22 protein-coding genes and 1 pseudogene are annotated in these 22,603 nt (G+C 58.7%); 11 read left to right on the top strand and 12 right to left on the bottom strand.

Translation table 11 applies throughout. The features are described from left to right. Nucleotides 1-167 precede the first annotated feature (167 nt). Both LA04_RS03650 and LA04_RS03655 read left to right on the top strand, forming a co-directional pair. On the top strand, nucleotides 168-1,271 hold the full coding sequence (locus LA04_RS03650; protein ID WP_047650502.1) for an MBL fold metallo-hydrolase: 1,104 nt from the start codon (nucleotides 168-170) through the stop codon (nucleotides 1,269-1,271). Nucleotides 1,272-1,303: 32 nt separating this feature from the next. Next, nucleotides 1,304-1,645, top strand: coding sequence for a RamA family antibiotic efflux transcriptional regulator (locus LA04_RS03655; protein WP_047650664.1), 342 nt, complete (start codon nucleotides 1,304-1,306; stop codon nucleotides 1,643-1,645). A 56-nt stretch (nucleotides 1,646-1,701) separates the two neighbouring features. Here LA04_RS03655 and LA04_RS03660 read toward each other — a convergent pair whose 3' ends face one another. Further along, a complete protein-coding gene (locus LA04_RS03660; RefSeq protein WP_013097677.1) occupies nucleotides 1,702-1,950 on the bottom strand; it encodes a DUF1158 domain-containing protein in 249 nt (82 codons plus the stop codon). A 488-nt stretch (nucleotides 1,951-2,438) separates the two neighbouring features. Here LA04_RS03660 and LA04_RS03665 point away from each other — a divergent pair, with 488 nt between their 5' ends. The 3 genes from LA04_RS03665 (at nucleotide 2,439) to LA04_RS03675 (ending at nucleotide 9,461) form a co-directional block, all read left to right on the top strand. Beyond that, on the top strand, nucleotides 2,439-5,147 hold the full coding sequence (locus LA04_RS03665; RefSeq protein WP_047650503.1) for a cation-transporting P-type ATPase: 2,709 nt from the start codon (nucleotides 2,439-2,441) through the stop codon (nucleotides 5,145-5,147). A 105-nt stretch (nucleotides 5,148-5,252) separates the two neighbouring features. Further along, the gene (locus tag LA04_RS03670) at nucleotides 5,253-6,317 is read left to right on the top strand and encodes an efflux RND transporter periplasmic adaptor subunit (protein WP_047650504.1); all 1,065 of its coding nucleotides are present in this window, start codon (nucleotides 5,253-5,255) and stop codon (nucleotides 6,315-6,317) included. A 9-nt stretch (nucleotides 6,318-6,326) separates the two neighbouring features. Next, nucleotides 6,327-9,461: an efflux RND transporter permease subunit gene (locus LA04_RS03675; protein ID WP_047650505.1), complete on the top strand. Its 3,135-nt coding sequence runs from the start codon at nucleotides 6,327-6,329 to the stop codon at nucleotides 9,459-9,461. Here the strand turns inward: LA04_RS03675 and LA04_RS03680 are convergent. Next, the gene (locus LA04_RS03680) at nucleotides 9,412-10,533 is read right to left on the bottom strand and encodes a YbdK family carboxylate-amine ligase (protein ID WP_047650506.1); all 1,122 of its coding nucleotides are present in this window, start codon (nucleotides 10,531-10,533) and stop codon (nucleotides 9,412-9,414) included. The two genes, LA04_RS03675 and LA04_RS03680, sit on opposite strands and share 50 nt — an antisense overlap. Before the next feature lie 105 nt (nucleotides 10,534-10,638). Here LA04_RS03680 and LA04_RS03685 point away from each other — a divergent pair, with 105 nt between their 5' ends. Then, nucleotides 10,639-11,529: an oxidoreductase gene (locus LA04_RS03685; RefSeq protein ID WP_047650507.1), complete on the top strand. Its 891-nt coding sequence runs from the start codon at nucleotides 10,639-10,641 to the stop codon at nucleotides 11,527-11,529. Here LA04_RS03685 and LA04_RS03690 read toward each other — a convergent pair. After that, nucleotides 11,526-12,320, bottom strand: coding sequence for an AraC family transcriptional regulator (locus LA04_RS03690; RefSeq protein ID WP_047650508.1), 795 nt, complete (start codon nucleotides 12,318-12,320; stop codon nucleotides 11,526-11,528). The two genes, LA04_RS03685 and LA04_RS03690, sit on opposite strands and share 4 nt — an antisense overlap. 76 nt (nucleotides 12,321-12,396) lie before the next feature. Here LA04_RS03690 and LA04_RS03695 point away from each other — a divergent pair, with 76 nt between their 5' ends. The 3 genes and pseudogenes from LA04_RS03695 (at nucleotide 12,397) to LA04_RS03705 (ending at nucleotide 15,247) form a co-directional block, all read left to right on the top strand. Continuing rightward, on the top strand, nucleotides 12,397-14,379 hold the full coding sequence (locus LA04_RS03695) for an FUSC family protein (protein WP_052119514.1): 1,983 nt from the start codon (nucleotides 12,397-12,399) through the stop codon (nucleotides 14,377-14,379). Beyond that, nucleotides 14,372-14,587: a DUF1656 domain-containing protein gene (locus LA04_RS03700; RefSeq protein ID WP_047650509.1), complete on the top strand. Its 216-nt coding sequence runs from the start codon at nucleotides 14,372-14,374 to the stop codon at nucleotides 14,585-14,587. The genes LA04_RS03695 and LA04_RS03700 overlap by 8 nt, the downstream gene beginning before the upstream one ends. Continuing rightward, a pseudogene (locus LA04_RS03705) lies at nucleotides 14,584-15,247 on the top strand (HlyD family secretion protein). The gene LA04_RS03700 and the pseudogene LA04_RS03705 overlap by 4 nt, the downstream one beginning before the upstream one ends. Nucleotides 15,248-15,263: 16 nt before the next feature. Here the strand turns inward: LA04_RS03705 and LA04_RS03710 are convergent. The 5 genes from LA04_RS03710 to LA04_RS03730 all read right to left on the bottom strand — a co-directional run bounded on the left by LA04_RS03710 (nucleotide 15,264) and on the right by LA04_RS03730 (nucleotide 17,603). Then, nucleotides 15,264-15,689, bottom strand: a complete 426-nt coding sequence (locus LA04_RS03710; RefSeq protein WP_047650510.1) for a VOC family protein — start codon at nucleotides 15,687-15,689, stop codon at nucleotides 15,264-15,266. Between the two features lies 1 nt (nucleotide 15,690). Continuing rightward, a complete protein-coding gene (locus LA04_RS03715) occupies nucleotides 15,691-16,284 on the bottom strand; it encodes a hypothetical protein (RefSeq protein ID WP_047650511.1) in 594 nt (197 codons plus the stop codon). Between the two features lie 129 nt (nucleotides 16,285-16,413). Next, the gene (locus LA04_RS03720) at nucleotides 16,414-16,806 is read right to left on the bottom strand and encodes an Imm63 family immunity protein (protein ID WP_047650666.1); all 393 of its coding nucleotides are present in this window, start codon (nucleotides 16,804-16,806) and stop codon (nucleotides 16,414-16,416) included. A gap of 69 nt (nucleotides 16,807-16,875) precedes the next feature. Next, on the bottom strand, nucleotides 16,876-17,295 hold the full coding sequence (locus tag LA04_RS03725) for a helix-turn-helix domain-containing protein (RefSeq protein ID WP_047650512.1): 420 nt from the start codon (nucleotides 17,293-17,295) through the stop codon (nucleotides 16,876-16,878). Further along, nucleotides 17,292-17,603 carry a type II toxin-antitoxin system HigB family toxin gene (locus tag LA04_RS03730; protein WP_047650513.1) on the bottom strand — a complete coding sequence of 104 codons (312 nt, stop codon included), beginning with the start codon at nucleotides 17,601-17,603 and terminating at the stop codon, nucleotides 17,292-17,294. The genes LA04_RS03725 and LA04_RS03730 overlap by 4 nt, the downstream gene beginning before the upstream one ends. Before the next feature lie 269 nt (nucleotides 17,604-17,872). Here LA04_RS03730 and leuE point away from each other — a divergent pair, with 269 nt between their 5' ends. After that, nucleotides 17,873-18,517 carry a leucine efflux protein LeuE gene (leuE, locus tag LA04_RS03735; RefSeq protein WP_047650514.1) on the top strand — a complete coding sequence of 215 codons (645 nt, stop codon included), beginning with the start codon at nucleotides 17,873-17,875 and terminating at the stop codon, nucleotides 18,515-18,517. 164 nt (nucleotides 18,518-18,681) lie between these two features. Here leuE and LA04_RS03740 read toward each other — a convergent pair whose 3' ends face one another. Both LA04_RS03740 and LA04_RS03745 read right to left on the bottom strand, forming a co-directional pair. After that, a complete protein-coding gene (locus LA04_RS03740) occupies nucleotides 18,682-19,137 on the bottom strand; it encodes a hypothetical protein (RefSeq protein WP_047650515.1) in 456 nt (151 codons plus the stop codon). Nucleotides 19,138-19,428: 291 nt separating this feature from the next. Continuing rightward, the gene (locus tag LA04_RS03745) at nucleotides 19,429-20,313 is read right to left on the bottom strand and encodes a LysR family transcriptional regulator (RefSeq protein ID WP_047650516.1); all 885 of its coding nucleotides are present in this window, start codon (nucleotides 20,311-20,313) and stop codon (nucleotides 19,429-19,431) included. Nucleotides 20,314-20,422: 109 nt separating this feature from the next. On the opposite strand from LA04_RS03745, the gene gstA reads away from it, so the two are divergent. After that, complete coding sequence (gstA, locus tag LA04_RS03750; protein WP_047650517.1) at nucleotides 20,423-21,028, top strand: glutathione transferase GstA; 606 nt, start codon at nucleotides 20,423-20,425, stop codon at nucleotides 21,026-21,028. A gap of 81 nt (nucleotides 21,029-21,109) precedes the next feature. On the opposite strand, the gene LA04_RS23315 is transcribed toward gstA, so the two are convergent. Further along, nucleotides 21,110-21,376, bottom strand: a complete 267-nt coding sequence (locus LA04_RS23315) for a hypothetical protein (RefSeq protein ID WP_072015502.1) — start codon at nucleotides 21,374-21,376, stop codon at nucleotides 21,110-21,112. Between the two features lie 253 nt (nucleotides 21,377-21,629). Beyond that, on the bottom strand, nucleotides 21,630-22,511 hold the full coding sequence (locus tag LA04_RS03755) for a LysR family transcriptional regulator (RefSeq protein WP_038417608.1): 882 nt from the start codon (nucleotides 22,509-22,511) through the stop codon (nucleotides 21,630-21,632). Nucleotides 22,512-22,603: the final 92 nt, after the last annotated feature.

Here is a 22,603-nt window from a genome sequence, read left to right on the forward strand (position 1 = left end):
TAAAAACCCTGATTGAAACACGTGCTTTGACACGCTGCAACGCGGAATGTCAAAGATCGAAAACGTCTTGACGACTTTATCATCATATCTATAATGAGTGCTTACTCACTCATAATCAAGTTTACCCCGCGCAAACTATCGGATGGGGCGCGTTTTCGGGTCTGGATATGAAAAAACCTCTCTTCATCTGCGTGGTGTTAATCATGATCATAGCTTCAGCTGCGAGTTTACCGTTTGTTCTGAATGCCGGATTCGGCCAGCCACCGCAGGGTGAGCAGCTCACTGAAGTGGAGGCCTCACCCCAGTATCGCGAGGGAAAATTCCACAATACGCTGCCGACGCCGGGCTATAACGGCGACAAAAATATGCTGGTCGCGACGTGGGATTTTCTGACCAAAAAAACCGAAAACGCGCGCCCGGCCCAGCCGCTGCCGCTGGTGAAAACCGATCTTGCGAGCCTGCCGCTGGAGCAGGACACCCTAGTGTGGCTAGGCCACTCCTCGTGGTACCTGCAGCTCGCGGGCAAACGCATTCTGATCGACCCGGTGCTCGGCAACTACGCTGCGCCGTTCTCGTTTCTGAATAAAGCCTTTGCCGGGGAGTACCCGTGGCGCGCTGAAAGCATGCCGGACATCGACCTGCTGATTATCTCGCACGATCACTACGATCATCTGGATTACGCCACCATCAGAGCGCTACTGCCGAAGGTAAAGCACGTGGTGACCCCGCTGGGCGTGGGATCCCATCTGCGCTACTGGGGGATGAAGCCTGAGATTATTGACGAACGCGACTGGAACCAGTCGGTACGCATCAGCGATGAACTGACGGTGCACGTTCTGCCGGCGCGCCACTTCTCCGGGCGCGGCATCAAGCGCGATCGGACGTTGTGGGGCAGCTTTATGTTCGTCACGCCGGAGCAGAAGGTCTATTACAGCGGGGATTCCGGTTACGGCCCGCACCTTAAGGCCATCGGCGAACAGTTTGGCGAGGTGGACTTAGCCATCATGGAAAACGGCCAGTACGACCAGGACTGGAAGTACATTCACATGCTTCCGGAGGAAACGGCGCAGGCCTCGGCGGATCTCAACGCCAAAGCCGTGGTGCCGGGGCACAACGGACGCTTCGTGCTGGCGAAACACGCCTGGAACGATCCGCTGATCCAGCTGGCGCGCGCCAGCAAGGACAAAAATTATCGGCTGCTGACGCCGGAGCTGGGTGAGCCCGTGCGGGTAAGCGACACCGCGCAAACCTTTCGTGCGTGGTGGGAATAATGTTTAAGCGAGAAGCAGAGGGGGACAGCAGTATGACCATTTCCGCTCAAGTCATCGACACTATCGTCGAATGGATCGACGACAATCTGCACCAGCCATTACGTATAGAAGAGATTGCCCGCCACGCGGGTTACTCGAAGTGGCACCTGCAGCGTCTGTTTATGCAGTACAAAGGGGAGAGTCTGGGGCGTTATATCCGTGAACGCAAGCTGCTGCTGGCGGCGCGCGATCTGCGTGAATCCGACGCCCGGGTGTACGACATCTGCCTGCGTTACGGGTTTGACTCGCAGCAGACGTTTACCCGTATCTTTACCCGAACGTTTAACCAGCCGCCTGGGGCGTACCGCAAGGAGAACCACAGTCGGACGCATTGAACGCAAACCAAAACAAGCCGGGTCAGGCGAAGCCGCCACCCGGCTTTTTTATGGGCTTACGACGCCAGTGAAAACCAGCGTCGCCAGACGAAACGCAGCACGAAGAATTCGATGGCACCCAGCAGTAAAAACCACACGCAGAACAGAATGGTATAGAGCTGGTTAAGATCGACCATGTGAAAGGTCTGAACCAGCTTCTGCGCCAGCACCAGGCCCAGCGACGGCGCGGGTAACAGCAGGCAGGAGAGCAGGGCCAGCAATAAAATGCCGCCTGCCGTAAGCAGCGATTCTAACGGGTGTTTCATCGTAATGTTAATCGTCAGTTAAAAATGTCATTGTCCGGCATCCCGGAACGTAAAGCAATATAAACCCGCCCATCCGATTTCAGGAAAATAAACGCCGTTATCTGCGCGTTAATCGTAGAAATAAAATAATATTCTGCAGGCAATTAAATTAATATCGTGTTGTGTCAATAAATGTCTGCGTTACGAAAATAATTTTACAAATGTATAAGTGCTATAACCAATTAACGTGGCAATAACAATGGCTACGACAATGTATAACGCCAGGCGACGCCCGCGATAAATACCAAACATGGATCCTCCTCGTTTAGATTTGGTTTAGAAATATTTTGTAAAAATTGGCTTATCAAAATAGTTTTAAGCAGTTTTGAATAACCGAGAAGTCATTATATTGCGGTAGATCAATTTTACCCGCAAGACTTTAAAATGAATTTATTTATGCCCGAAAGGAATTCAGGCTTCTTTTCACCGGATATTGAAGGAAAAATACGATGACCGAGAAAAAATTATCTCCAAACGTGCCGCCTTCCGGCGGGCTGGCATATCAGCAGACCACAGAGCAGGTGCTTGCTCATATGAAGAGCCAGGCCAGTGGTCTGGACCGTGCAGAGGCGCAGGCGCGTCTGCAAAGAAATGGCCCCAATGCGCTGCCGGAGAAAAAAGGCAAGCCTGCCTGGCTGCGTTTTTTGGCCCATTTTAATGATGTCCTGATTTATGTCCTGCTGGCCGCCGCCGTATTAACGGCAATCATGGGCCACTGGGTTGATACGCTGGTTATTCTGGGCGTGGCGGTAATCAATGCTTTAATTGGTCATATTCAGGAAAGCAACGCGGAAAAATCCCTGAAGAGTATTCGCAATATGCTCTCCAGCGAGGCGCGCGTTATTCGTAACGGCAACCACGAAACGATACCCACAACTGAAATAGTCCCGGGCGATATTATTGTTTTACGCGCGGGAGATCGTATTCCGGCGGATATGCGTTTAATTGAAGCGCATAATCTACGCGTGGAAGAGGCAATTCTGACCGGTGAATCCACCGTGGTGGATAAACACGTTAATCCGCTGAGCGGTGAACTGCCGCTGGGCGACCGCACCAATATGGTCTTCTCCGGGACGACCGTAAGCGCGGGCGGCGGCGTCGGCGTGGTCACCGCCACCGGTCAGGATACGGAACTCGGCCATATTAACCAGATGATGGCGGGCATCGAAAAGCACCGCACGCCGCTGCTGGTGCAGATGGACAAGCTGGGTAAAGCGATCTTCGCCATTATTCTGGCGATGATGGCCGCGCTGTTTGTCTTCAGCCTGGCGTTCCGCGAGATCCCGATGGGCGAGCTGCTGCTCTCCCTGATTAGCCTGGCGGTGGCGTCCGTACCGGAAGGTCTGCCGGCGATTATCTCCATCATACTCTCCCTGGGCGTGCAGGCGATGGCGCGCAAGCGGGCGATTATTCGCAAGCTGCCGACGGTTGAAACCCTGGGCGCGATGACCGTGGTCTGCTCGGATAAAACCGGCACCCTGACCATGAACGAGATGACGGTCAAAGCCATCATCACCGCCGACGCCTGCTACCGCGTGGACGGCAACAGCTACGAGCCGGTAGGCAACCTCTACCTGGAAGGCAGCGACGAGCCGGTCCACATCCAGCCGGGCACCGTGCTGGAGCAGTACCTGCGCACCATCGACCTGTGTAACGACAGCCAGCTGATTCAGGACGAGCACGGCCTGTGGGGCATCACCGGTGGCCCGACCGAGGGCGCGCTGAAGGTGCTGGCGGCGAAGGCCAGCCTTGAGCCGGTCATGACCACGCTGGTTAACAAGATCCCGTTCGACTCGCAGTACAAGTACATGAGCACCCACTACCAGATTGGCGGTGAGGAGCAGATCCTGATCACCGGCGCGCCGGACGTCATTTTCGCTCTGTGCGCCGAGCAGCAGACCCGCAACGGTGCGGAAGCCTTCAACCGCGCGTACTGGGAAAGCGAGATGGAGCGCTATGCGCGTCAGGGGCTGCGCATGGTCGCCGCGGCGTTTAAACCGGCGAACGGTGAGCAGGAACTGACGCACGACGACCTGAGCCACGGCCTGATCTTCCTCGGCATCGCCGGGATGATGGATCCGCCGCGTCCGGAAGCCATAGACGCGATTAACGCCTGCCAGCAGGCGGGGATCCGCGTGAAGATGATCACCGGGGATCACCCGCAGACGGCGATGAGCATCGGCCAGATGCTGGGGATCACCAACAGCGAGCAGGCCATCACCGGCTACGAGCTGGAGAAGATGGACGACGCCGCGCTGGCGGAAGCGGCGGTGAAGTATGACGTCTTCGCCCGTACCAGCCCGGAGCATAAGCTGCGCCTGGTGAAAGCGCTGCAGGACAAAGGCGAAATCGTCGGCATGACCGGTGACGGCGTGAACGATGCCCCGGCGCTGCGTCAGGCTGACGTCGGCATCGCGATGGGCATCAAGGGCACGGAAGTGACCAAAGAGGCGGCGGACATGGTCCTGACGGACGATAACTTCGCCACCATCGCCAGCGCGGTGAAAGAGGGGCGTCGCGTTTACGACAACCTGAAGAAGACCATCCTGTTCATCATGCCGACCAACCTCGCGCAGGGGCTGCTGATTGTGATTGCGCTGCTGGCGGGGAACATCATTCCGCTGACGCCGGTGCTGATCCTGTGGATGAACATGGCCACCTCCGCCACGCTCTCCTTCGGCCTGGCCTTCGAAGCCGCCGAGCGCAATATCATGCGCCGTCCGCCGCGTCAGACCGGGCAGCACGTGATGGACGCCTACGCCGTGTGGCGCGTGGCCTTCGTCGGCACCATGATTGCTATCGCCGCCTTTGCGCTGGAAGCCTGGCTGGCCCCGCGCGGCCACAGCGCGGAGTTCATCCGCACCGTGCTGCTGCAGATGCTGGTCTGCGCCCAGTGGGTGTACATGATTAACTGCCGCAACACCGAAGGGTTCTCCCTGAACCGCGGCCTGCTGGCGAACAAAGGGATCTGGCTGGTGACGGGCGTGCTGTTCCTGCTCCAGGCGGCGATTATCTACCTGCCGTTTATGCAGATGCTGTTCGGCACCGAAGCCCTGCCGCTGCGCTACTGGTTTGTGACTCTGACGGTGGCGGGCGTGATGTTCTTCGTCGTCGAAATCGAGAAGCGACTGACCCGCAGGTTCCGTAAGTCTGCATAACCTTTTGCCCTCACCCTAACCCTCTCCCACGGGAAGAGGGGACTCTGACCTCCCTCTCCCTGTGGGAGAGGGCCGGGGTGAGGGCAACAACCCTGAGGTACTCCCATGAAGCTCCCACTCCTGTTCGCACTTCTCGCCTGTACCCTGCAACCCGTATTCGCTGCCGCCATTCCCGTTCGCGTCGCCACCGTGGAGCAGACCGCCCACGCCTCCGAGCGCCAGATCCCGGGCCGCATCGAAGCTATCCACATCGTTGAGCTGCGCGCGCGTACGGAAGGCGTCATCACCAAAATCAACTTTCGCGACGGGCAGTACGTGAAGAAAGGCGACGTGCTGTTTGAGCTCGACGACGCCGAGCCGCGCGCCGCCCTGCGGCTGGCGCAGGCCGAAGTGAGAAGCGCCGAAGCCACGCTGCGCCAGGCACAGCAGCAGCTTTCCCGCTTTGAAAGCCTGGGCAGCAGCAACGCCATCAGCCGTCACGACGTGGACAACGCCCGCATGCAAAGGGACGTGGCGAGTGCCGCGCTGGAGCAGGCCAAAGCCCGGCTAGAAACCCGTAATGTCACCCTGAACTACACCCGCATCACCTCGCCGATTGACGGTCGCGTAGGACACAGCCGGTTCCACATGGGCAGCCTGGTCAACCCTGCCAGCGGCGTGCTGGTGGAGGTGGTGCAGCTCGATCCCATCCGCATCGCCTTTGCGCTGGAAGAGGGGGCGTTTGCCACCAAAGCCGGACAGCATGCGGATATCAACGCCATGAAGCAGGCCTGGCAGGCGTTAATTGACAGCAACGGCCAGCGCGTCAGCGGAGAGCTTACGTCGGTGGACAACCGTATCGATCCGCGCACCGCCAGCGTGATGCTGCGCGCCGAGTTCGCCAATCCGCGCCATCAGCTCCTGCCCGGGGGCAACGTGAATGTCATTCTGCGCCCTGCCAGCGAGCAGCCCGCGCTAACTCTGCCTGTCGCCGCGGTCCAGCAGAACGGCGACGGCTTCTTTGCCTGGGTGGTTAACGCCGACGGCAAGGCAGAAATGCGCCCGCTCAAGATCGACGGACAGATCGGACAGCAGTTCCGGATTACCTCCGGGGTGAAGAACGGTGAGCGAGCAATCACTGACGGCGCGCAGCGTGTGCAGCCGGGCGCTGCCGTCCAGATACTGAATTAAGGAGCCATCATGCTGACGTTTTTCATCAAACGCCCGCGCTTCGCGATGGTGATTGCGCTGGTCATTACCCTGCTGGGGGCCATCGCGCTGAGGATTATCCCGGTGGAGCAGTATCCGCAGATTACGCCGCCGGTGGTGAATGTTTCTGCCAGCTGGCCGGGCGCCAGTTCGGCCGACGTGGCGGAGGCCATCGCCACGCCGCTGGAGACCCAGCTGAACGGCGTGGATCACATGCTCTACATGGAGTCCACCAGCTCGGATGAAGGCTCGTACAGCCTGAACATCACCTTCGCGGCGGGCACCGATCCGGACCTCGCCGCCATCGACGTGCAAAACCGCGTGGCGCAGGCCGTGGCGCAGCTGCCGACTGAGGCGCAGCAAAACGGCGTACAGGTGCGCAAGCGCGCCACCAACCTGATGATGGGGGTAAGTCTTTACTCACCGAACAACACCCACACGCCGCTGTTCGTCAGCAACTATGCCAGCACCCAGGTGCGCGAGGCGCTGTCCCGCCTGCCGGGCGTCGGGCAGGTTCAGATGTTTGGCGCGCGCGACTACAGCATGCGCATCTGGCTGCGTCCGGACCGCATGAACGCCCTGAACGTCACCACCGACGACGTGGCGCAGGCGCTGCGCGAGCAGAACGTGCAGGGGGCGGCAGGCCAGGTCGGCACGCCGCCGGTGTTTAACGGCCAGCAGCAGACCCTGACCATCAACGGCCTGGGGCGCTTAAGCCAGGCTGAAGACTTTGCCGACATCATCATCCGCGCGGGCGAGATGGGCCAGCTGGTGCGCCTGAAGGACGTCGCCACCATCGAGCTCGGCTCGCGCAGCTACAGCTCCGGCGCGCAGCTGAACGGGCACGACTCCGCCTATCTCGGCATCTACCCGACGCCGTCCGCCAACGCCCTGCGCGTGGCCGACGCGGTGCGCGCGGAGCTGGATCGCCTCTCGACGCGCTTCCCGGACGACCTGGTCTACGAGGTAAAATTCGACACCACCTCCTTTGTGGCCGCCACCATTAAGGAGATCGGCGTCTCGCTGGCGCTTACGATGCTGGCGGTGGTGGTCGTGGTGTCCCTGTTCCTGCAAAGCTGGCGCGCGACGCTGATTGTCGCGCTCGCCATTCCGGTGTCGCTGGTGGGCACCTTCGCGGTGCTCTATACGCTGGGCTACTCCGCCAACACGCTCAGCCTGTTCGCCATTATTCTGGCGCTGACCATGGTGGTGGATGACGCCATCGTGGTGGTGGAGAGCGTCGAAACGCTGATGGCGGAAGGGCAGAGCCGCACGGCGGCGACCGCGCTGGCCCTGCGCCAGATCGCCGGTCCGGTCATCGCCACGACGCTGGTGCTGCTGGCGGTGTTTGTGCCGGTGGCGCTCCTGCCGGGGATTGTCGGCGAGCTGTACCGCCAGTTTGCGGTGACGCTCTCAACCGCCGTCACGCTCTCAAGCCTGGTGGCGCTAACCCTGACTCCCGCCCTGTGCGCGATGCTGCTGCGTCCGCGCCCGGCGCAGCCCGCGGCGATTTTCCGTGGGTTCAACCGGGGGCTGGAGGCCACGCGTGGCGTCTACACCCGCATCGTGACTATCTTCAACCTTCGCCCGTGGCTGGCGCTGCTGGCCACCGCAGGCGCGGCGGCCGTGGTGGCGTTCAGCTTTACGTCGATGCCTAAAGGCTTCCTGCCGCAGGAGGATCAGGGCTACTTCTTTGCCAGCGTTCAGCTGCCGGAGGCGGCCTCGCTGGAGCGCACCGAAGCGGTGATGACCACGGCACGCGAACTCATCGCTAAAAATCCGGCGGTGGAGGACGTGATTCAGGTCTCCGGGTTTAACATTCTCAACGGCACCAGCGCCTCCAACGGCGGGTTTATCTCCATCATGCTGAAGGACTGGAGCGAGCGGCCGCCGCTGGACGAGGTGATGGGGAGCCTGCAGCGCCAGCTGCTGGCCCTGCCGGAAGCGACCATTATGACCTTCGCGCCGCCAACGCTGCCGGGGCTGGGCAACGCCTCCGGCTTCGATCTGCGCATTCAGGCGCAGGCGGGGCAGAGCCCGGCGGATCTGGAGCGCGTGACGCGTGAGGTGCTGGCGAAAGCCAACCAGCACCCGCAGCTGAGCCGCGTGTTCACCACCTGGAGCAGCAACGTGCCGCAGCTGACGCTGACCGTTGACCGCGAGCGCGCCGCCCGTCTCGACGTGCCGGTGTCGCGCATCTTCAGCAGCCTGCAGACCGCCTTTGGCGGTACGCGCGCCGGGGATTTCAGCGTGAATAACCGCGTTTACCACGTCGTCATGCAGAACGAGATGCAGTGGCGCGAGCGCGCCGAGCAGATTAGCGAACTGTTCGTGCGCAGCAACAGCGGCGAGCGGGTGCGCCTGAGCAACCTGGTCACCATCACGCCGACCGTCGGCGCGCCGTTCCTGCAGCAGTACAACCAGTTCCCGTCGGTGTCGGTGAGCGGCTCGGCGGCGGACGGTGTGAGCAGCAGCACCGCGATGGCGGCGATGGCCGAGATCCTGGCGGAGAATTTGCCTGCCGGGTACGACTACGCCTGGAGCGGCATGTCGTATCAGGAGCAGCAGACCGGCAATCAGGCGATATGGATTGTGCTGGCGGCGGTGGTGATGGCGTGGCTGTTCCTCGTCGCCCAGTACGAGAGCTGGACGCTCCCGGCGAGCGTGATGCTCTCGGTGCTGTTCGCCATCGGCGGGGCGCTGGTCTGGCTGTGGATGGCGGGCTACGCCAACGACGTGTACGTGCAGATTGGTCTGGTGCTATTGATAGCCCTTGCCGCCAAGAACGCAATTCTTATCGTGGAGTTCGCCCGCGCGCGGCGCATGGACGGGATGGCGATTGTCGATGCCGCGCGGGAAGGGGCCTCGCGCCGCTTCCGCGCGGTGATGATGACCGCCGTGTCGTTCATTATCGGCGTCCTGCCGATGATGCTGGCGACCGGGGCGGGTGCCCAGAGCCGCCGCATCATCGGCACCACGGTCTTCAGCGGCATGCTGGTGGCGACCGTGGTAGGGATCCTGTTTATCCCGGCGCTGTTCGTACTGTTTCAGCGCCTGCGCGAGTGGGGCCACGGGCTTACGGACTCGTCGCCCACAGCTCGCAGTGCTTCTGAACCAGAGAAATAAGCGAGCCGCCGTCGGCGATAAACTCCCGCATGCGCTGCGCCTCGCTCTTGCCCTGCTTTAACAGCAGGGCAATTTCATTGACTGCGCTCGTCGCGCCGAGCTTCTCGGCCGACGGCGCAACCTGCTCAAGCAGCCAGGCGATATCCTCCGCCACGGTTTTATGCTCGCCGGTGTGCACGTCCGTCAATATTCCCTCCAGCCCGTAGCGACAGGCCTGAAAGCGGTTAAAACGGTACAGCAGAAAATCTTTTTCCTGATGCTTATACGGCCGCGCGGTCAGCAGCCAGTGGGACGTCGCCTGGATCAGCCCGGCGATGTTAATCGCGTGGCCGAGCGTCAACGGCGTATCCATCACCCGCACCTCCACGGTACCGAAGTGCGGGCTGGGGCGGATGTCCCAGTGCAGATCCTTAATGCTGTCGATCATGCTGGTGGAACTCAGGCGGCGGAACAGCCCCTCGAATTCCTGCCAGCTGTTGACCCACGGCATCTGGCCGTTATCCGGAAATCCCGAGAAGATGTTGAGCCGCGACGAGGCGAATTTCGTGTCCGTACCCTGCATATACGGCGAGGCGGCCGCCAGGGCGATAAAGTGCGGCACGAAGCGCGACAGGCCGTGCAGCAGGTAAATCGCGTCGTCCCCGGTCCGGCAGCCGACGTGCACGTGCTGGCCAAATACCGTCGCCTGCAAAATCAGGTAGCCAAAGCGCTCCAGCGTGACGTTATAGCGCTCGTCGTCGCACACCTCCTGCCGCTGCCACTTCTGGAACGGGTGAGTCCCGCCGCCGCAGATCTGGATATGCTGCTCCGCCGCCGCGCGCAGGATGCTCTGCTGCATCACCGAGAACTGCGCCGCCGCCTGGTCGATGTTCTGGCATACGCCGGTGGCGATTTCGAGCATGCTTTCGGTGATATCGTGTTTGACTTCGCCGCCTTTAATGTCGTCTTTGACGGCGGCGATGAGCGCGGAGGAGTCCTGGCTCAGATCGTAGCCCGGCGGGTTAACCACCTGCAGTTCGAGTTCGATGCCGAGGGTGAAAGGTTCAGAGGACTTAAAATCGGGTAAAGGCATGGCGCACTCCGTTGTCTGTTGTGTGTTGAGTATAGACAACGACGTGGCGCTCACTTTTCAGGGTGGTATAACTGTTAGCAGGCTTAGCGAAAAGGGGAGTTAACCATGTCTGACAATCCAGTGATTGCGCTGATTGGGCCTGGCGCAATTGGGACCACCATTGCTGCGGTGTTGCATGACGCGGGCCGTACGCTGCTATTGTGCGGACGCACCGCGCATCCGGAATTACGCCTGCGCCACGACGAGGGTGAAACGGTGGTGCCGGGTCCGGTATTAACCGATCCGGCCGTCATCACGCGCCCCGTCGATCTGGTTTTTGTGGCGGTAAAAACGACGCAAAATGCCGACAGCGCCGGATGGCTGCGGGCCCTGTGCGATGAACACACGGTGGTCTGCGCCCTGCAAAACGGCGTGGAGCAAAAAGCCCAGCTTGAGCCGTGGGTTAACGGCGCGGCGGTGCTGCCGTCGGTGGTCTGGTTCCCGGCCCAGCGCGAGCCGGATGCCTCCGTCTGGCTGCGCGCCAAACCGCGCCTGACGTTGCCGGACGTGCCGCAGGCGCAGCGGGTGGTGGAGGCGCTTCGCGGTACGCGATGTGCGGTTGAGCTTTCGGCTGATTTCGCCAACGTCGCGTGGCGCAAGCTGCTGCAAAACGCGGTCGCCGGGCTGATGGTGCTTTCTAACCGCCGCGCCGGGATGTTCAGGCGCGAGGATATCAGCGAGCTTGCGCTGGCCTACCTGCGCGAGGGGCTTACCGTCGCCCGCGCCGAAGGGGCGAAGCTGGACGATGACGTAGCGCAGGAAATTCTGGCGAACTTCCAGCGTGCGCCTGAGGACCTGGGCACCTCGATCCTGGCCGACCGTCAGGCCGATCGCCCGATGGAGTGGGATATCCGCAACGGGGTGATCCAACGCTACGGCCGCAAGCACGGGATTGCGGTGCCCATCAGCGACGTGGTGGTGCCTCTGCTGGCGGCGGGGAGCGAGGGGCCGGGCTAACGGCCGCTGTTTTTCCGTTCGGCAAAGTAATGGGCGGGCGTGCTGCCCATCGATTTTCGGAACATGGTGATAAACGCATTCACGGATTCGTATCCGAGCGTTGTCGCCACGTTCTGGACGGGCACGCCGCTTGCCAGCTCACGCAGGGCAATAATCAAATGCAGCTGCTGACGCCAGCGCCCGAAGCTCAGCCCGGTCTCGCCCTGCATCAGGCGGGCAAACGAGCGCTCGCTGAGGGCGAGCCGTTTCGCCCACTCCTTCAGGGTGCTTCTGTCCTCAGGGCGGCTGACCAGCGCGTCGGCCATGGCGCGAATTTTCGGATCGGTTGAGACCGGCAGGCTCAGCTTCTGCTGCGGCATGCTGGCGAGCTCGTCAAGCGTGACCCGGGTCAGCCTGGCGACGTGGCCGTCGGAGGGATAATCCACGCCTTCGCGCGTCAGACGATCGACCAGTTCCTTAATCAGCGGCGAGATCGCCAGCGTGCAGCATCTCTCCGGCAGCGCCACCGCGCCGGGCTCAATAAACAGATAATTAAGATGCGCGTTCCAGGTCGCTTTGGCGCTGTGTGGGATCCCGCCGGGGATCCAGACGGCGCAGTCCGGCGGCACGATCCAGATATCATTCTCCGCGTAACAGCTAACCGCACCGTATCGGGCAATAATCAGCTGGCCCTTGCGGTGGGTATGTACCGGCACTTCCGCGGCGTAGTCCACGAAGTCCAGATGACGCGCCACTGCCGGACTGGCGGTAGAGTCGGGGTCATACAGCGTAGTAGCAAGTTGAGGCTTCACGATTCTGGCAACATTTAGGTATTTTTTGACAGAATAGAGTATTTAAGCGGGTCTGCAAGCCGGTAATAATCCCGGCATGAAAAACATCCTATCTCATTCCGTTCGTCTCCCCGCCGCGCTGCGAAACGATGCGGGCGCGCTGATCTACTCTGCGAAGAGTTTTGCCGCGGCGATGCTGGCTTATTACATTGCGCTGTCGATCGGCCTCGAACGCCCCTCGTGGGCGATTATTACGGTTTACATCGTGTCGCAGACGTCGGTCGGAGCATCGCTGAGCAGAAGCCTCTACCGTCTGGCCGGAACCGTGGCGGGTGCCAGCGCGACCGTTGTGATTGTGCCCGCCTTCGCGAATACGCCAGTCCTGTGCAGCGTGGTGCTGACGGGCTGGATCGTATTCTGCCTGTGGCTCTCCCTGCTGGAACGCACGCCCCGGGCTTACGCGTTTGTGCTGGCAGGCTACACCGCGAGCCTGATTGGTTTTCCTGCGGTGTCCGATCCCGGCGGCATCTTTAACGTCGCCATTGTCCGCGTGCAGGAGATCGCGATTGGGATTTTCTGCGCGGCGCTGATCCACCGCTACGTGCTGCCCGCGCGGGTATCGGGCCAGTTCAACGCTAAGCTATCCCAGACGCTACGGGCCGCGCGCGGGCGGGTGGCGGATACCTTAGCAGGCAAACCCGACGCGGCTTCCGGCCCCCTGCATCTGGCCCTGGCGCTGCAGTTCCTGCAGGGCATCAGCCACCATATTCCCTATGATTTTGCCCTCTCAGCCCCGGTGCGGCAGGCCAGAAAAGCGATTCACGACCGGCTGGCGCGGCTGGTTATCGTCAACTGTGAACTGCACGATCGCCTGCCAGCGATCGGAAACCTGCCCGCCGACGCGCAGGCGTTGATGGAGGACGTTCAGGCCTGGCTTGCCGCTGAAGGCGCTGGTGCCAGCAGCACGGCAGACGCGCTGCGGCTCCGCTGTGCGCTTCTCATCGAACGTTATGCCGCGCAGGCGCAGACGTTTGACGACGCGCTGCAGGTCAGCTTTATCCGCTACCTCTCGGAGGCGATCGCGCTTCTGCAGCAGGGCGAGCGTCTTTCCGGGGCTATCCACCATGCAAAACCTGGTTTTGGGGAGATGCAAACCCGCGCGGCAAAAGGCTACGTTTTCCACCGCGATCCTCTTACTGCCGCCCGCACGGCGCTGGGGGCTTTCGCCATCATCCTGAGCGGCTGTATGGTCTGGATCTTCTCGGCGTGGCCGGATGGCGGTACGGCGGTTTCGATACTCGGCGTCTGCTGCACGCTGTTTGGCAGCTTCGACACCCCGGCGCCGCACATCGTGAAATACATCATTGGCTCATTCTGGGGCGTGGTCATTAGCCTGTTCTACAGCTTTGCGCTGCTGCCGCTGGTGAGCGATTTCCCGGTGCTGGTGGCGGTGCTTGCCCCGGCGTATCTGCTGGCCGGGTCGCTTCAGGCGCGTCCGCCCACCACGTTTATGGCGATGGGCATCACCCTGACCCTGCCCATTCTGTGCGAGCTGGGGGCGCACTACAGCGGAGACTTCGCCGTTGCGGCTAACACGGCCATTGCGCTCTTTGCCGCGACCGGCTTTGCCGTCATCAGCATGAGCCTGCTGCAAACCGTGCAGGCGGATGGCGCCATCACGCGTCTGCTGAACCTCTGCCAGCGCGACATTCGCCGCAGCGTGAAGGGCTCGCTGCGGATTGATGAAACGCACTGGATCAACCTGATGATGGACCGAACCGCCCTGTTGCTGCCGCGCCTGCAGCGCAGCGCGCGCGCGCCGGAGCAGGCGCTCGATCGACTGTTACACGCGCTACGTCTGGGGCTGTCGGTCATGCATTTACGCCGCAGTGACGCGCCGTCCGGCAGGGAGGTTGACGCGCTTTTTCATCGGATAAACGCCGCGGACCGCCACGCCTTGCGCGAACGCATCGCTGCACTTATCGAACGTCATCTGCCAGCAGCAGATGAACATACGCGCCAGTTGGTCTTCAGGCTGGTGGATCTGCACTGTGCACTACGGGGTCCCGATCATGGTTAACGATCTCAATATCGGCGGGGTTTTTATTCCGGGGCTGCTGACGGTCGCCCTCGCGGCGCTGGTCTGCACGCTGGGCCTCGTCGCGCTTTTCTCGCTCAGCAGGCTCTACCGGCGCTTGCCGTTTCGCCCGCTGATGGATGTTTCAACCTGGATTGTCACCTTTTTCCTGCTGATGCAGGGTCTGACCGCGTTGGGGTTATTGTCATGAAATCACTGCTCTCTTTACTGGCTCGCTATGCGCTGACCTTAAGCGCCGTCGCGGCGGCCACGCTTCTGGCCTTTATGATGTGGAAACACTACGCACAAACGCCGTGGACCCGCGACGGCCGCGTGCGGGCGGACGTGGTGCAGATTGCGCCGGACGTCTCCGGGCCGGTCATCAGCGTGGCCGTGCGGGATAATCAGTGGGTGAACCGGGGCGATGTGCTTTACACCATCGATCCGCGCTGGCTAAAGCTGGCGGTGACCAGCGCGCAGGCGGACGTCGAGTCAAAACGCCATGAGATGCTGATGCGCCAGGACGCGGCCCATCGCCGTACGCTGATTAAAAACGCCATCTCCAGCGAGGATTTACAGCAAACCGGCAGCGCGGCGAACGTCGCGGCGGCCAATTATCACGGTGCGCTGGCCCGCGCAGGTGGTGCTGATGGGTTACGAGTCTGTCATCACGGGTCACGTGGAGAGTATCGGGCATGGGATCGGGGACAGTAACGACGAAACGGGCGGGCTGGGTCTGCCCGACGTCGAGCCCACCTTTAGCTGGGTGCGGCTGGCGCAGCGCGTGCCGGTGCGCATTCATATCGACAGATTGCCGGAGGGGGTTGAGCTGGTGGCGGGGCTGTCGGCGAGCGTGGAGGTGGGGCGGTAGATAAGGATTGAAGCGACTATTCCTCGCCTACAAACTTATCGGCTTCAGGAGAGTAATGCTGATAAACGCATGCGAGCTTATGCCCGTCAGGATCGCGCAGATAGGCAACATAAAAGTCGGGGCCGTAAGCGCTTCGCGTACCAGGCTCGCCTTCATTCGTTCCACCCGCAAGGAGGCCAGCTGCGTGGAACCGTCTGACAAGATCCGCGTTATCTGCACTGAATGCGAACATTGTCCCGTTTCCCGCCGTCGCGGGCTGCTGGTCAAAAGGAGGACAAATACAGAAGCTGAACCCCTCGCCGGAATTATTTTCATCTCCCCACATTGCCCAGCTTTCAGTCCACGCCGGCAGACGCGAGTAGCCAAGAACGTTAAAAACAGCGTCATAAAAATTCACGGAGCGCTGAAAGTCGTTTGTACCTATAGTGATATAAGCCAGCATCTTATGACTCCCATCCTTCAATATTCGATTTAACAGCCTTCAGCGTCCTTTTACGGATCCAGCCGCTTCCCGCCCGTATTACCAGCCAGTAAGCCGACATTTTTAGCCGAGTGCGTCTGTCCGGACAATAGATAAATGTTTCCGTAGCGAGCTCATGCTTGCCGGGCGTCAGCTCCGTTATCTTGTAGCGCAGCAACAGTTTCGCGCTGCCCGGCGCGGCTGGGGTCTGAAAAGCACTGGCATCCGGCACGTTTTCCAGACCGAAATCCGAACGCCAGAATTGTCCTCTTAAGCCGTAACAGATTTCTGATACTGAATTTTTCAAAAGGGTAAAACTGTGCAAACCAAAGTTTCCGATCGACTGTGCCTTCTGGTTGCGCAGAAATTTTTGCGGTATTTGACGCAATGACATTAACCGCCGAATCACGGCATCTTGCCGGACGTCAAAGCTGGCAATCATTGGCAGAATATTTTCAGGGCGGCTAGTGTGAATGACCGTTAGGTGTTTCTCATGAAACTGGAACTGGGGGAGAAAAGCGGGAACATCCTGCCACTGAGCAAGCGCTTTGCGGGTAACGAATCCAGGGTTTAGCATCTCTCTTCCTTGTCTTCCCTTGCGTCCTGCCAGAGTAACAGATGGTGTGTCGCAGGCAATTATCAGGAAAAGAGAGGGGAACAGGGAAGTAAATGAAACGAGCCGGTTGGGTTAATAACGTTCGCTTATTCACGAATGGAGAAGCTCAGCGATTTCTTTGCGCTTTCTTGTTGCCCATTCAGGTTTGATAGAGAGCATTAAACTGTATTGTCTTCTGAAGTAAACCTCTCTAAATTCTCGTTCAGAAGAATGGCTTGCTGCATACGTTGAGGCCATCCCAGCCACGGCACTCTCCACAAACCAATACAGAATTTCATCGTCACTGAGCGTTACTTTTCGCTGTATCTCAAGGCCTCTTTCACTGACGATAAAATGATATTCTTTGCCATGGATTTCAAGATAGGGAGTTGCAACCCCATCGGGTTGGTCGGGGATAAAGAAGTAATGGTTTGGCCTTGTCCCTCCGCCTAACTGCTCACCTATTTTTAGAAGCTCGTTTCGTAGTTCTTCAATGGTTTTCATAAACAGCTCTTTGTTCTTGAATATAAACGACTCATCATCGCGGATTGGGTACAAAGCACCTGCTCTCGATCACTTCCCCACAAACGCACTCACCGGCAAACCAAAACGTTTCGCCAGCGCACGCATATGATCCAGCGTTAACGTGCGCTGTCCGTTGAGGATTCGACTCACCAGAGACTTCTTGCCAATTTCGTTCTCGAAGTCGCTCTGAGTGAGTTGGTACTGATCCATCAGCGTTCGCAATAACGCAACGCCTGACGGAATGCTGGCAACACGCGCGTTAAATTCCGCAAACTCCGGAGACTCGTTTTCGTATTTATCGATTTTGGTGGTGAGCATCTCTACCAGCGGGCTATCGGGTTCATGTTCGATCAGATACTCCACCAGCGCCAGCGCATCTTCGTAATCTTCTCGCGACGGGCTTGAGCCCAGGAAAGGGAGCGCGTTTGTCAGATCGTTTGCCGCTTTGATGGCTGCTGCATAATTCATTCTTTCATTCTCCGGTAGAGGTCCGTGAGCTTGTCATACTCTGCGTGAGTGCTGATGTGTTTGATGAAAATTGTTCCTCGCTCAAAATCAGTAAAAAACATCACTCTTAAATGCCCGCCACCCACATTAATGACCCACCATTTCTCCCGGTACTTCATCCTGTCCAGGCTGGGGAAGCGCTTTCGCATGTCGTCTGGTGACAGGTAATGCTCCTTTTTTAGTACCCGGTAAAGATCGTCCAGGGCGAGTGCTTGATTAGGAAATTGTCTGGTGGCTGCGTCGAAAGGTGCTCTTGAGACTACGTGCATCCTTGCCCCTTGTTTCCAGACTGGAAACATTATGGGTGACGGTTGGTGGGTTGACAATGTGGAAACTTTGATGGAGTACAGTGTTCATATGCTCGTGATGATGGCGGTCATTTAATTAGTGTGAACACTGTATGAGGTGGCTGTGAAAAAAATGTCCGCTTTGTGCCAACAGCAGACATTGGCTTACCAGGAAAGTTGCCGTGATGTGTTTTCATCTACGCTGGTTACATTAGAATAGCTTCGTTGAAAACGAGAGAACCGGAGTGAAAATGTTTGCTGATTTTGGTGTCGTGAATTTCTGGACGTACCTGCTTGGTGCAACGCTGATAGTCCTTGTACCTGGCCCTGAAACCATGTTCGTGATTAAAACGAGCATTACCAGCGGCATCAAGCGGGGCTTTGCTGCAATATTTTCCATTCTGCTGAGCGACGTTATTCTGGTTCTGCTGGCATGGTGTGGGCTGGCGGCGGTCATAAGCTCAACTCCTGCCTTGTTTAACGCCATCAAGTACGCAGGCGCTGCTTATCTTTTCTATCTCGGTGTCCAGACAATACGCGCTATCTTCAAGCCAGCTGTCGAAACGAGTGAGGAAAAGAAAGCTTCAGCTGATGCCGGGGGGATCATCGGACGCGGAATGTTGGTTACGCTATTGAATCCAAAGACGCTGCTGTTCTATATCTCTTTCTTCGCCCAGTTCATTAATGTTCAGGCTGAACACTCCTGGATGGCTTTTATCATTCTGGCAGCAGTAATGTTCGCAATTACTCTCGTTTATTTCGGCTTTCTCGTTTTCTGCGGCTCTTATCTGCTCAGCCGTCTTAAAGGCAACCGTAGGTTATCTGCCATAGGAAATGCGCTGGTAGGGATGTTCTTCATTGGATTTGCAGCACGTCTCGCAAGCGCAACTTCTTGACTTGATAGCTTAACCGCCGTGAGGCGGTTTTTTTTTATGTTCTTTTGATGGATAGGCCGTCTGCTATTCGCTCTTAACGGACATTCCACAAACAACTCTGTACTTTGAGTAAGGCCGAAATCCTGCTTCTTACCTCGCAGAATTCCGGCCTTCAGTCACCCGCCTCAGTGCGCCTGGATATAAGGCTCCTTCACAAACTCCGCCAATAACCAGACCATATCATGCAGCAGCCCGGTGAGTTCTTTCGCCACGCTCGCAGGCAACGTCCCGCCCATCACTGCCAACGTTAACGCTACGGCATAGTCCACCTGCAACGTCGTCTCTTGCCAGCAGTCGAGCACGCAGGAAGCAATCTTTTCCCCCGCAATCAGTTGTTCAACCAGATGCGAAGGCAGCTCGGCATCGCAGCACTCCCGCAGTCGCTTCAGCGCAGCCAGCAATCGCGTACAGAGCGTGGCAAACGTCACCGCGTCGTCAGTTTCCACCAGCACGCTTACATACGCAGTGCAGGCGTCAGCCAGTTCGAAGAGATCCGCGGAATCGGAAATTGAAGTGCTGATGAGGTGATGAACTGCGCTTTCCTCAGAGAGCGCGTAAGAAAATCCAGGGGTAGTCGCCATTTAGCATCCTCTTTGTCCAAAAAAACGTCATGTTATGCTAACGGGTTCCTACGCCCGGTTACGGATGTGCCGCAACGCAGGCACTTTACGACCACGGGGAAGGGATGAAAAGGGATAACCCTGAATTACATAAGGTTGCTTGAAAGTTTGCGAGGCGGCTTCCAGAAGGGCACTGCCGGATGGCGGCTACGCCTTACCCGGCCTACAAAACCGTCAACCTACCCGCAACACGAACCGTAGGCCCGCGCAAGCGCAGCACCGCCGGGCACAGTTTGCACCACGGTTACTCCTTCACGCAGACCTTTTCATTTTGAGCAACCCTTCTAATAACGCCTGCGTCGCGCGGGAATATTTGCCCACCTGCGAACATACCAGCCCAAATTCCCGGCACAGCGAAGGCGTCACGGGTACGACGCACAAACCGCGTAATTCATCCGGCAGGGCGGATTCAGGTATCAGCGCGACGCCCATGCCTTCGCGCACCAGCAGGCAGGCGCTGATCCAGTCGCGGACGGTCACCCGCACGTCAGGCAGCTGCAGGCCAGCCTGTTCCATCAGGCTTTTTCCATTGACGGCGCAACCGCCGGTTGCGAGCACGAAGGGCTGGTCTGCCAGTTCCTCAAGGGTGATGCCGCGCGTACGTGTATAACGAGCCTGACGGTGACTGGCTGGCAACACCACGACCCATGCATCCTGCCCTAAGATCGCTTCAGCACGCCCGGGAACAGGGTTCATGACCACGCCCAGATCAACCGTATCTGCCGCCAGCCACTCTTCGACCTCCTGGTCCGTGCCTTCGAGGACGACCACCTCGATTTCAGGATGCAGGCGCTTTAAGTCGCGCAGCAGCCCGGGCAAAAACGTGGATGTCACCGAAGGAAAACTGGCAAGACGAATGCGTCCGCCGCTCAGCCCCCGGCTCTCATCCGCCAGTGCACGGATGGCATCCAGCCGCGCCAGCATACTCCTTGCTTCTTTGACAACCCGCTCGCCCAGGGCAGTCACGCCGATGTGGCGTCGCTCTCGCGTGAATACCGCAAATCCTAATGAGGCCTCTAACTGAGCGATCGCCTGGCTGGCACCTGACTGCGTCATACCGACCTCTTCAGCGGCACGGGAAATATTACTGGCATCGGCCACGGCAACCAGCAAGCGCCAGTGTAAAAGATTCATCATGGATATCAGTAGCTCAGCTAATAGCTATTTTATGAATCATTAATTTTACAGTGAGAATGGCTTTAAGCACAGTGTATGTAAATCACACAACCGCTTTAACGGAGAGATCATGAAACTCTATTACGCCCCGGACACTTGCTCACTCTCACCTCATATCGTGCTGCGCGAACTGGCGATTGAGTTTGATCTGGTAAAAGTGGACAACAGGAGCAAGATTACCGCTGACGGGCGCGACTTCCTGACCATCAACCCTAAAGGTTATGTCGCTGCGCTTGAACTGGATGACGGAAAAATCCTGACCGAGGGGCCAGCCATTTTGCAGTACCTGGCAGACATCAAGCCAGAAAGTGGGCTGGCACCGCGAGCAGACAGCTGGGAGCGAGTGCGGCTTCAGGAATGTCTAAACTTTATCACCAGCGAAATACACGCGGGATCGGCACCTCTTTTCAACCGCGTGCTGCCCGAAGAGGCCAAATCGATTTTTCGTGAGAAGCTGTTCAGGCGGTTCGATTTTCTTCAGGAAACGCTCTCCACAAGCGCTTATCTGGCGGGAGCGTCATTCAGCGTGGCGGATGCCTATCTTTTCACCGTGCTGGGATGGTGCTCGTTCTTCTCAATTGAACTCAACGACTGGCCCGCGCTAGTGGCGTACAGGGAAAAAATCAGCGCCCGTCCCGCGGTGCAGGCGGCATTACGTGCGGAGGCGAAAGACTAGGTCTGCGTATTCCGCCGCAGGTATTCATGCCTGAAGCAGGAGGCAAATGAGGATGAGGAGCCAGGATGCGTTAGCATACTGTCACTCTGCATCTGATTGCCTGGCGCTTTTCACGGCATCCTGCTTCCCCGGATTGCATTGCTGTTTTGTTCCTGGAAGATAAAATTTTCCCGACGCGTCCGGATCTGTTCCGCCCGGACAACCTGCGCGGCCCGGAGCTGAGACGGTGCCATCCGAACCGTTTCCTCCATCAGAACCGTTTCCGCCATCCCCACCATTACCGCCATCGGCAGCATTTACAGCGAATGCGCCGAGTATGAGCAAAAATGCAATAACTCGTGTAGTCATCAAAACCTCCATTGTTCAGGGTATTTCAAGGCATCTTGCCAGCATGGATTCAGCATCTCTCTTCCTTGTCATCCCTTGAGTGCAGCCAGAGTAACAGATGGTTTGCGGCAGACAATTACCAGGAAAACGTAGTACCGAAGCGTGCATCAGTAAGACCTTTACCGTTCCAGGATCCCGTGATTTGACAACAAAGGCTGACTTGCCGGGTGGCGGCAACGCCTTACCCGGCCTACAAACCAGCAGCGCTGCGCCGTCACCCCTCGCTCATCATCATCAAAAACCGCTTCACCGTCCGCGAGCGTTCAAAGCGTCGCCAGCAGAGCGCGATATCGGTATAAAGCTCCGGCGAGCTCAGCGCATGATAGGTCACATTCGGCGGTGAAATGGCCGCCATGGATTTCGGCACCAGCGCAAACCCGCCGCCAGCGGAAACCATGCTCAGGGAGGAGGAAAGCTGCGACGACTGCAGCGCGTGCTGCACGTCAATTCCGGCCCGCTCGCAGCAGCCGTGAACCCGTTCGTACAGTCCCGGCGCGACCTCCTGCGGGAACAGCACCACCGGCGTATCCCGAAGCTGCTCTAACGCCAGCGAATCGCACGCCGCCAGCGGATGATCGCGATGCAGCGCCACCACCATCGGCTCCCGGTCGAGGATTTTTAACTCGAACGCCTTGCTGCTCTCGCACGGCAGACGCACGAAGGCAATATCCAGTTCACCCTCCGCCAGCATCGTCGTCAGCGACGACATATTGGCTTCCACCTGGTGAACCTGCACCGCCATGTTCTGCACCTGAAACTGGCGAATCAGCGCGAAAATTTTGGGATGAAAAGCGTCGGAGCTGGTGATGCCAATCGACAGGTTGCCGTTCAGCCCGCGCGCGATGCCGCGGGCTTTTTCCAGCGCGGCGTCGCTCAGCGCCAGAATTTTGCAGGCGTCCTCGTAGAAGGCTTCTCCCGCCTCGGTCAGCTCCACGCCCCGCGTCAGGCGTCTGAACAGCGGCGTGCCGACTTCCTCTTCGAGCCGTTTGATCTGCTGACTCAAAGGAGGCTGTGAAATACCCAGCGCTTCGGCCGCCCTGGTGAAGTGTCGCTCGCGTGCAACCGCGACAAAATACCGCAGATAACGAAGTTCCATATCTAAAACGTCTCAAACCAGCATGGTTTCTATATTGGAACTCTCTGCTGAATCGGGTCAACATTTATTTAACCTTTCTAAATAAAGTTGAA

It is taken from the genome of Enterobacter sp. UCD-UG_FMILLET (genome assembly GCF_000762975.1).
GTDB classification, from domain to species: domain Bacteria; phylum Pseudomonadota; class Gammaproteobacteria; order Enterobacterales; family Enterobacteriaceae; genus Enterobacter; species Enterobacter dykesii.

Coding starts and splice junctions, on each gene's coding strand:
- LA04_RS03695 (WP_052119514.1), top strand. CDS start 12,397: ATGAAAAACATCCTATCTCATTCCGTTCGTCTCCCCGCCGCGCTGCGA.
- LA04_RS03715 (WP_047650511.1), bottom strand. CDS start 16,284: ATGCTAAACCCTGGATTCGTTACCCGCAAAGCGCTTGCTCAGTGGCAG.
- LA04_RS03670 (WP_047650504.1), top strand. CDS start 5,253: ATGAAGCTCCCACTCCTGTTCGCACTTCTCGCCTGTACCCTGCAACCC.
- leuE (WP_047650514.1), top strand. CDS start 17,873: ATGTTTGCTGATTTTGGTGTCGTGAATTTCTGGACGTACCTGCTTGGT.
- LA04_RS03660 (WP_013097677.1), bottom strand. CDS start 1,950: ATGAAACACCCGTTAGAATCGCTGCTTACGGCAGGCGGCATTTTATTG.
- LA04_RS03680 (WP_047650506.1), bottom strand. CDS start 10,533: ATGCCTTTACCCGATTTTAAGTCCTCTGAACCTTTCACCCTCGGCATC.
- LA04_RS03745 (WP_047650516.1), bottom strand. CDS start 20,313: ATGATGAATCTTTTACACTGGCGCTTGCTGGTTGCCGTGGCCGATGCC.
- LA04_RS03720 (WP_047650666.1), bottom strand. CDS start 16,806: ATGAAAACCATTGAAGAACTACGAAACGAGCTTCTAAAAATAGGTGAG.
- LA04_RS03665 (WP_047650503.1), top strand. CDS start 2,439: ATGACCGAGAAAAAATTATCTCCAAACGTGCCGCCTTCCGGCGGGCTG.
- gstA (WP_047650517.1), top strand. CDS start 20,423: ATGAAACTCTATTACGCCCCGGACACTTGCTCACTCTCACCTCATATC.
- LA04_RS03685 (WP_047650507.1), top strand. CDS start 10,639: ATGTCTGACAATCCAGTGATTGCGCTGATTGGGCCTGGCGCAATTGGG.
- LA04_RS03675 (WP_047650505.1), top strand. CDS start 6,327: ATGCTGACGTTTTTCATCAAACGCCCGCGCTTCGCGATGGTGATTGCG.
- LA04_RS03755 (WP_038417608.1), bottom strand. CDS start 22,511: ATGGAACTTCGTTATCTGCGGTATTTTGTCGCGGTTGCACGCGAGCGA.
- LA04_RS03710 (WP_047650510.1), bottom strand. CDS start 15,689: ATGCTGGCTTATATCACTATAGGTACAAACGACTTTCAGCGCTCCGTG.
- LA04_RS23315 (WP_072015502.1), bottom strand. CDS start 21,376: ATGACTACACGAGTTATTGCATTTTTGCTCATACTCGGCGCATTCGCT.
- LA04_RS03740 (WP_047650515.1), bottom strand. CDS start 19,137: ATGGCGACTACCCCTGGATTTTCTTACGCGCTCTCTGAGGAAAGCGCA.
- LA04_RS03655 (WP_047650664.1), top strand. CDS start 1,304: ATGACCATTTCCGCTCAAGTCATCGACACTATCGTCGAATGGATCGAC.
- LA04_RS03700 (WP_047650509.1), top strand. CDS start 14,372: ATGGTTAACGATCTCAATATCGGCGGGGTTTTTATTCCGGGGCTGCTG.
- LA04_RS03730 (WP_047650513.1), bottom strand. CDS start 17,603: ATGCACGTAGTCTCAAGAGCACCTTTCGACGCAGCCACCAGACAATTT.
- LA04_RS03650 (WP_047650502.1), top strand. CDS start 168: ATGAAAAAACCTCTCTTCATCTGCGTGGTGTTAATCATGATCATAGCT.
- LA04_RS03725 (WP_047650512.1), bottom strand. CDS start 17,295: ATGAATTATGCAGCAGCCATCAAAGCGGCAAACGATCTGACAAACGCG.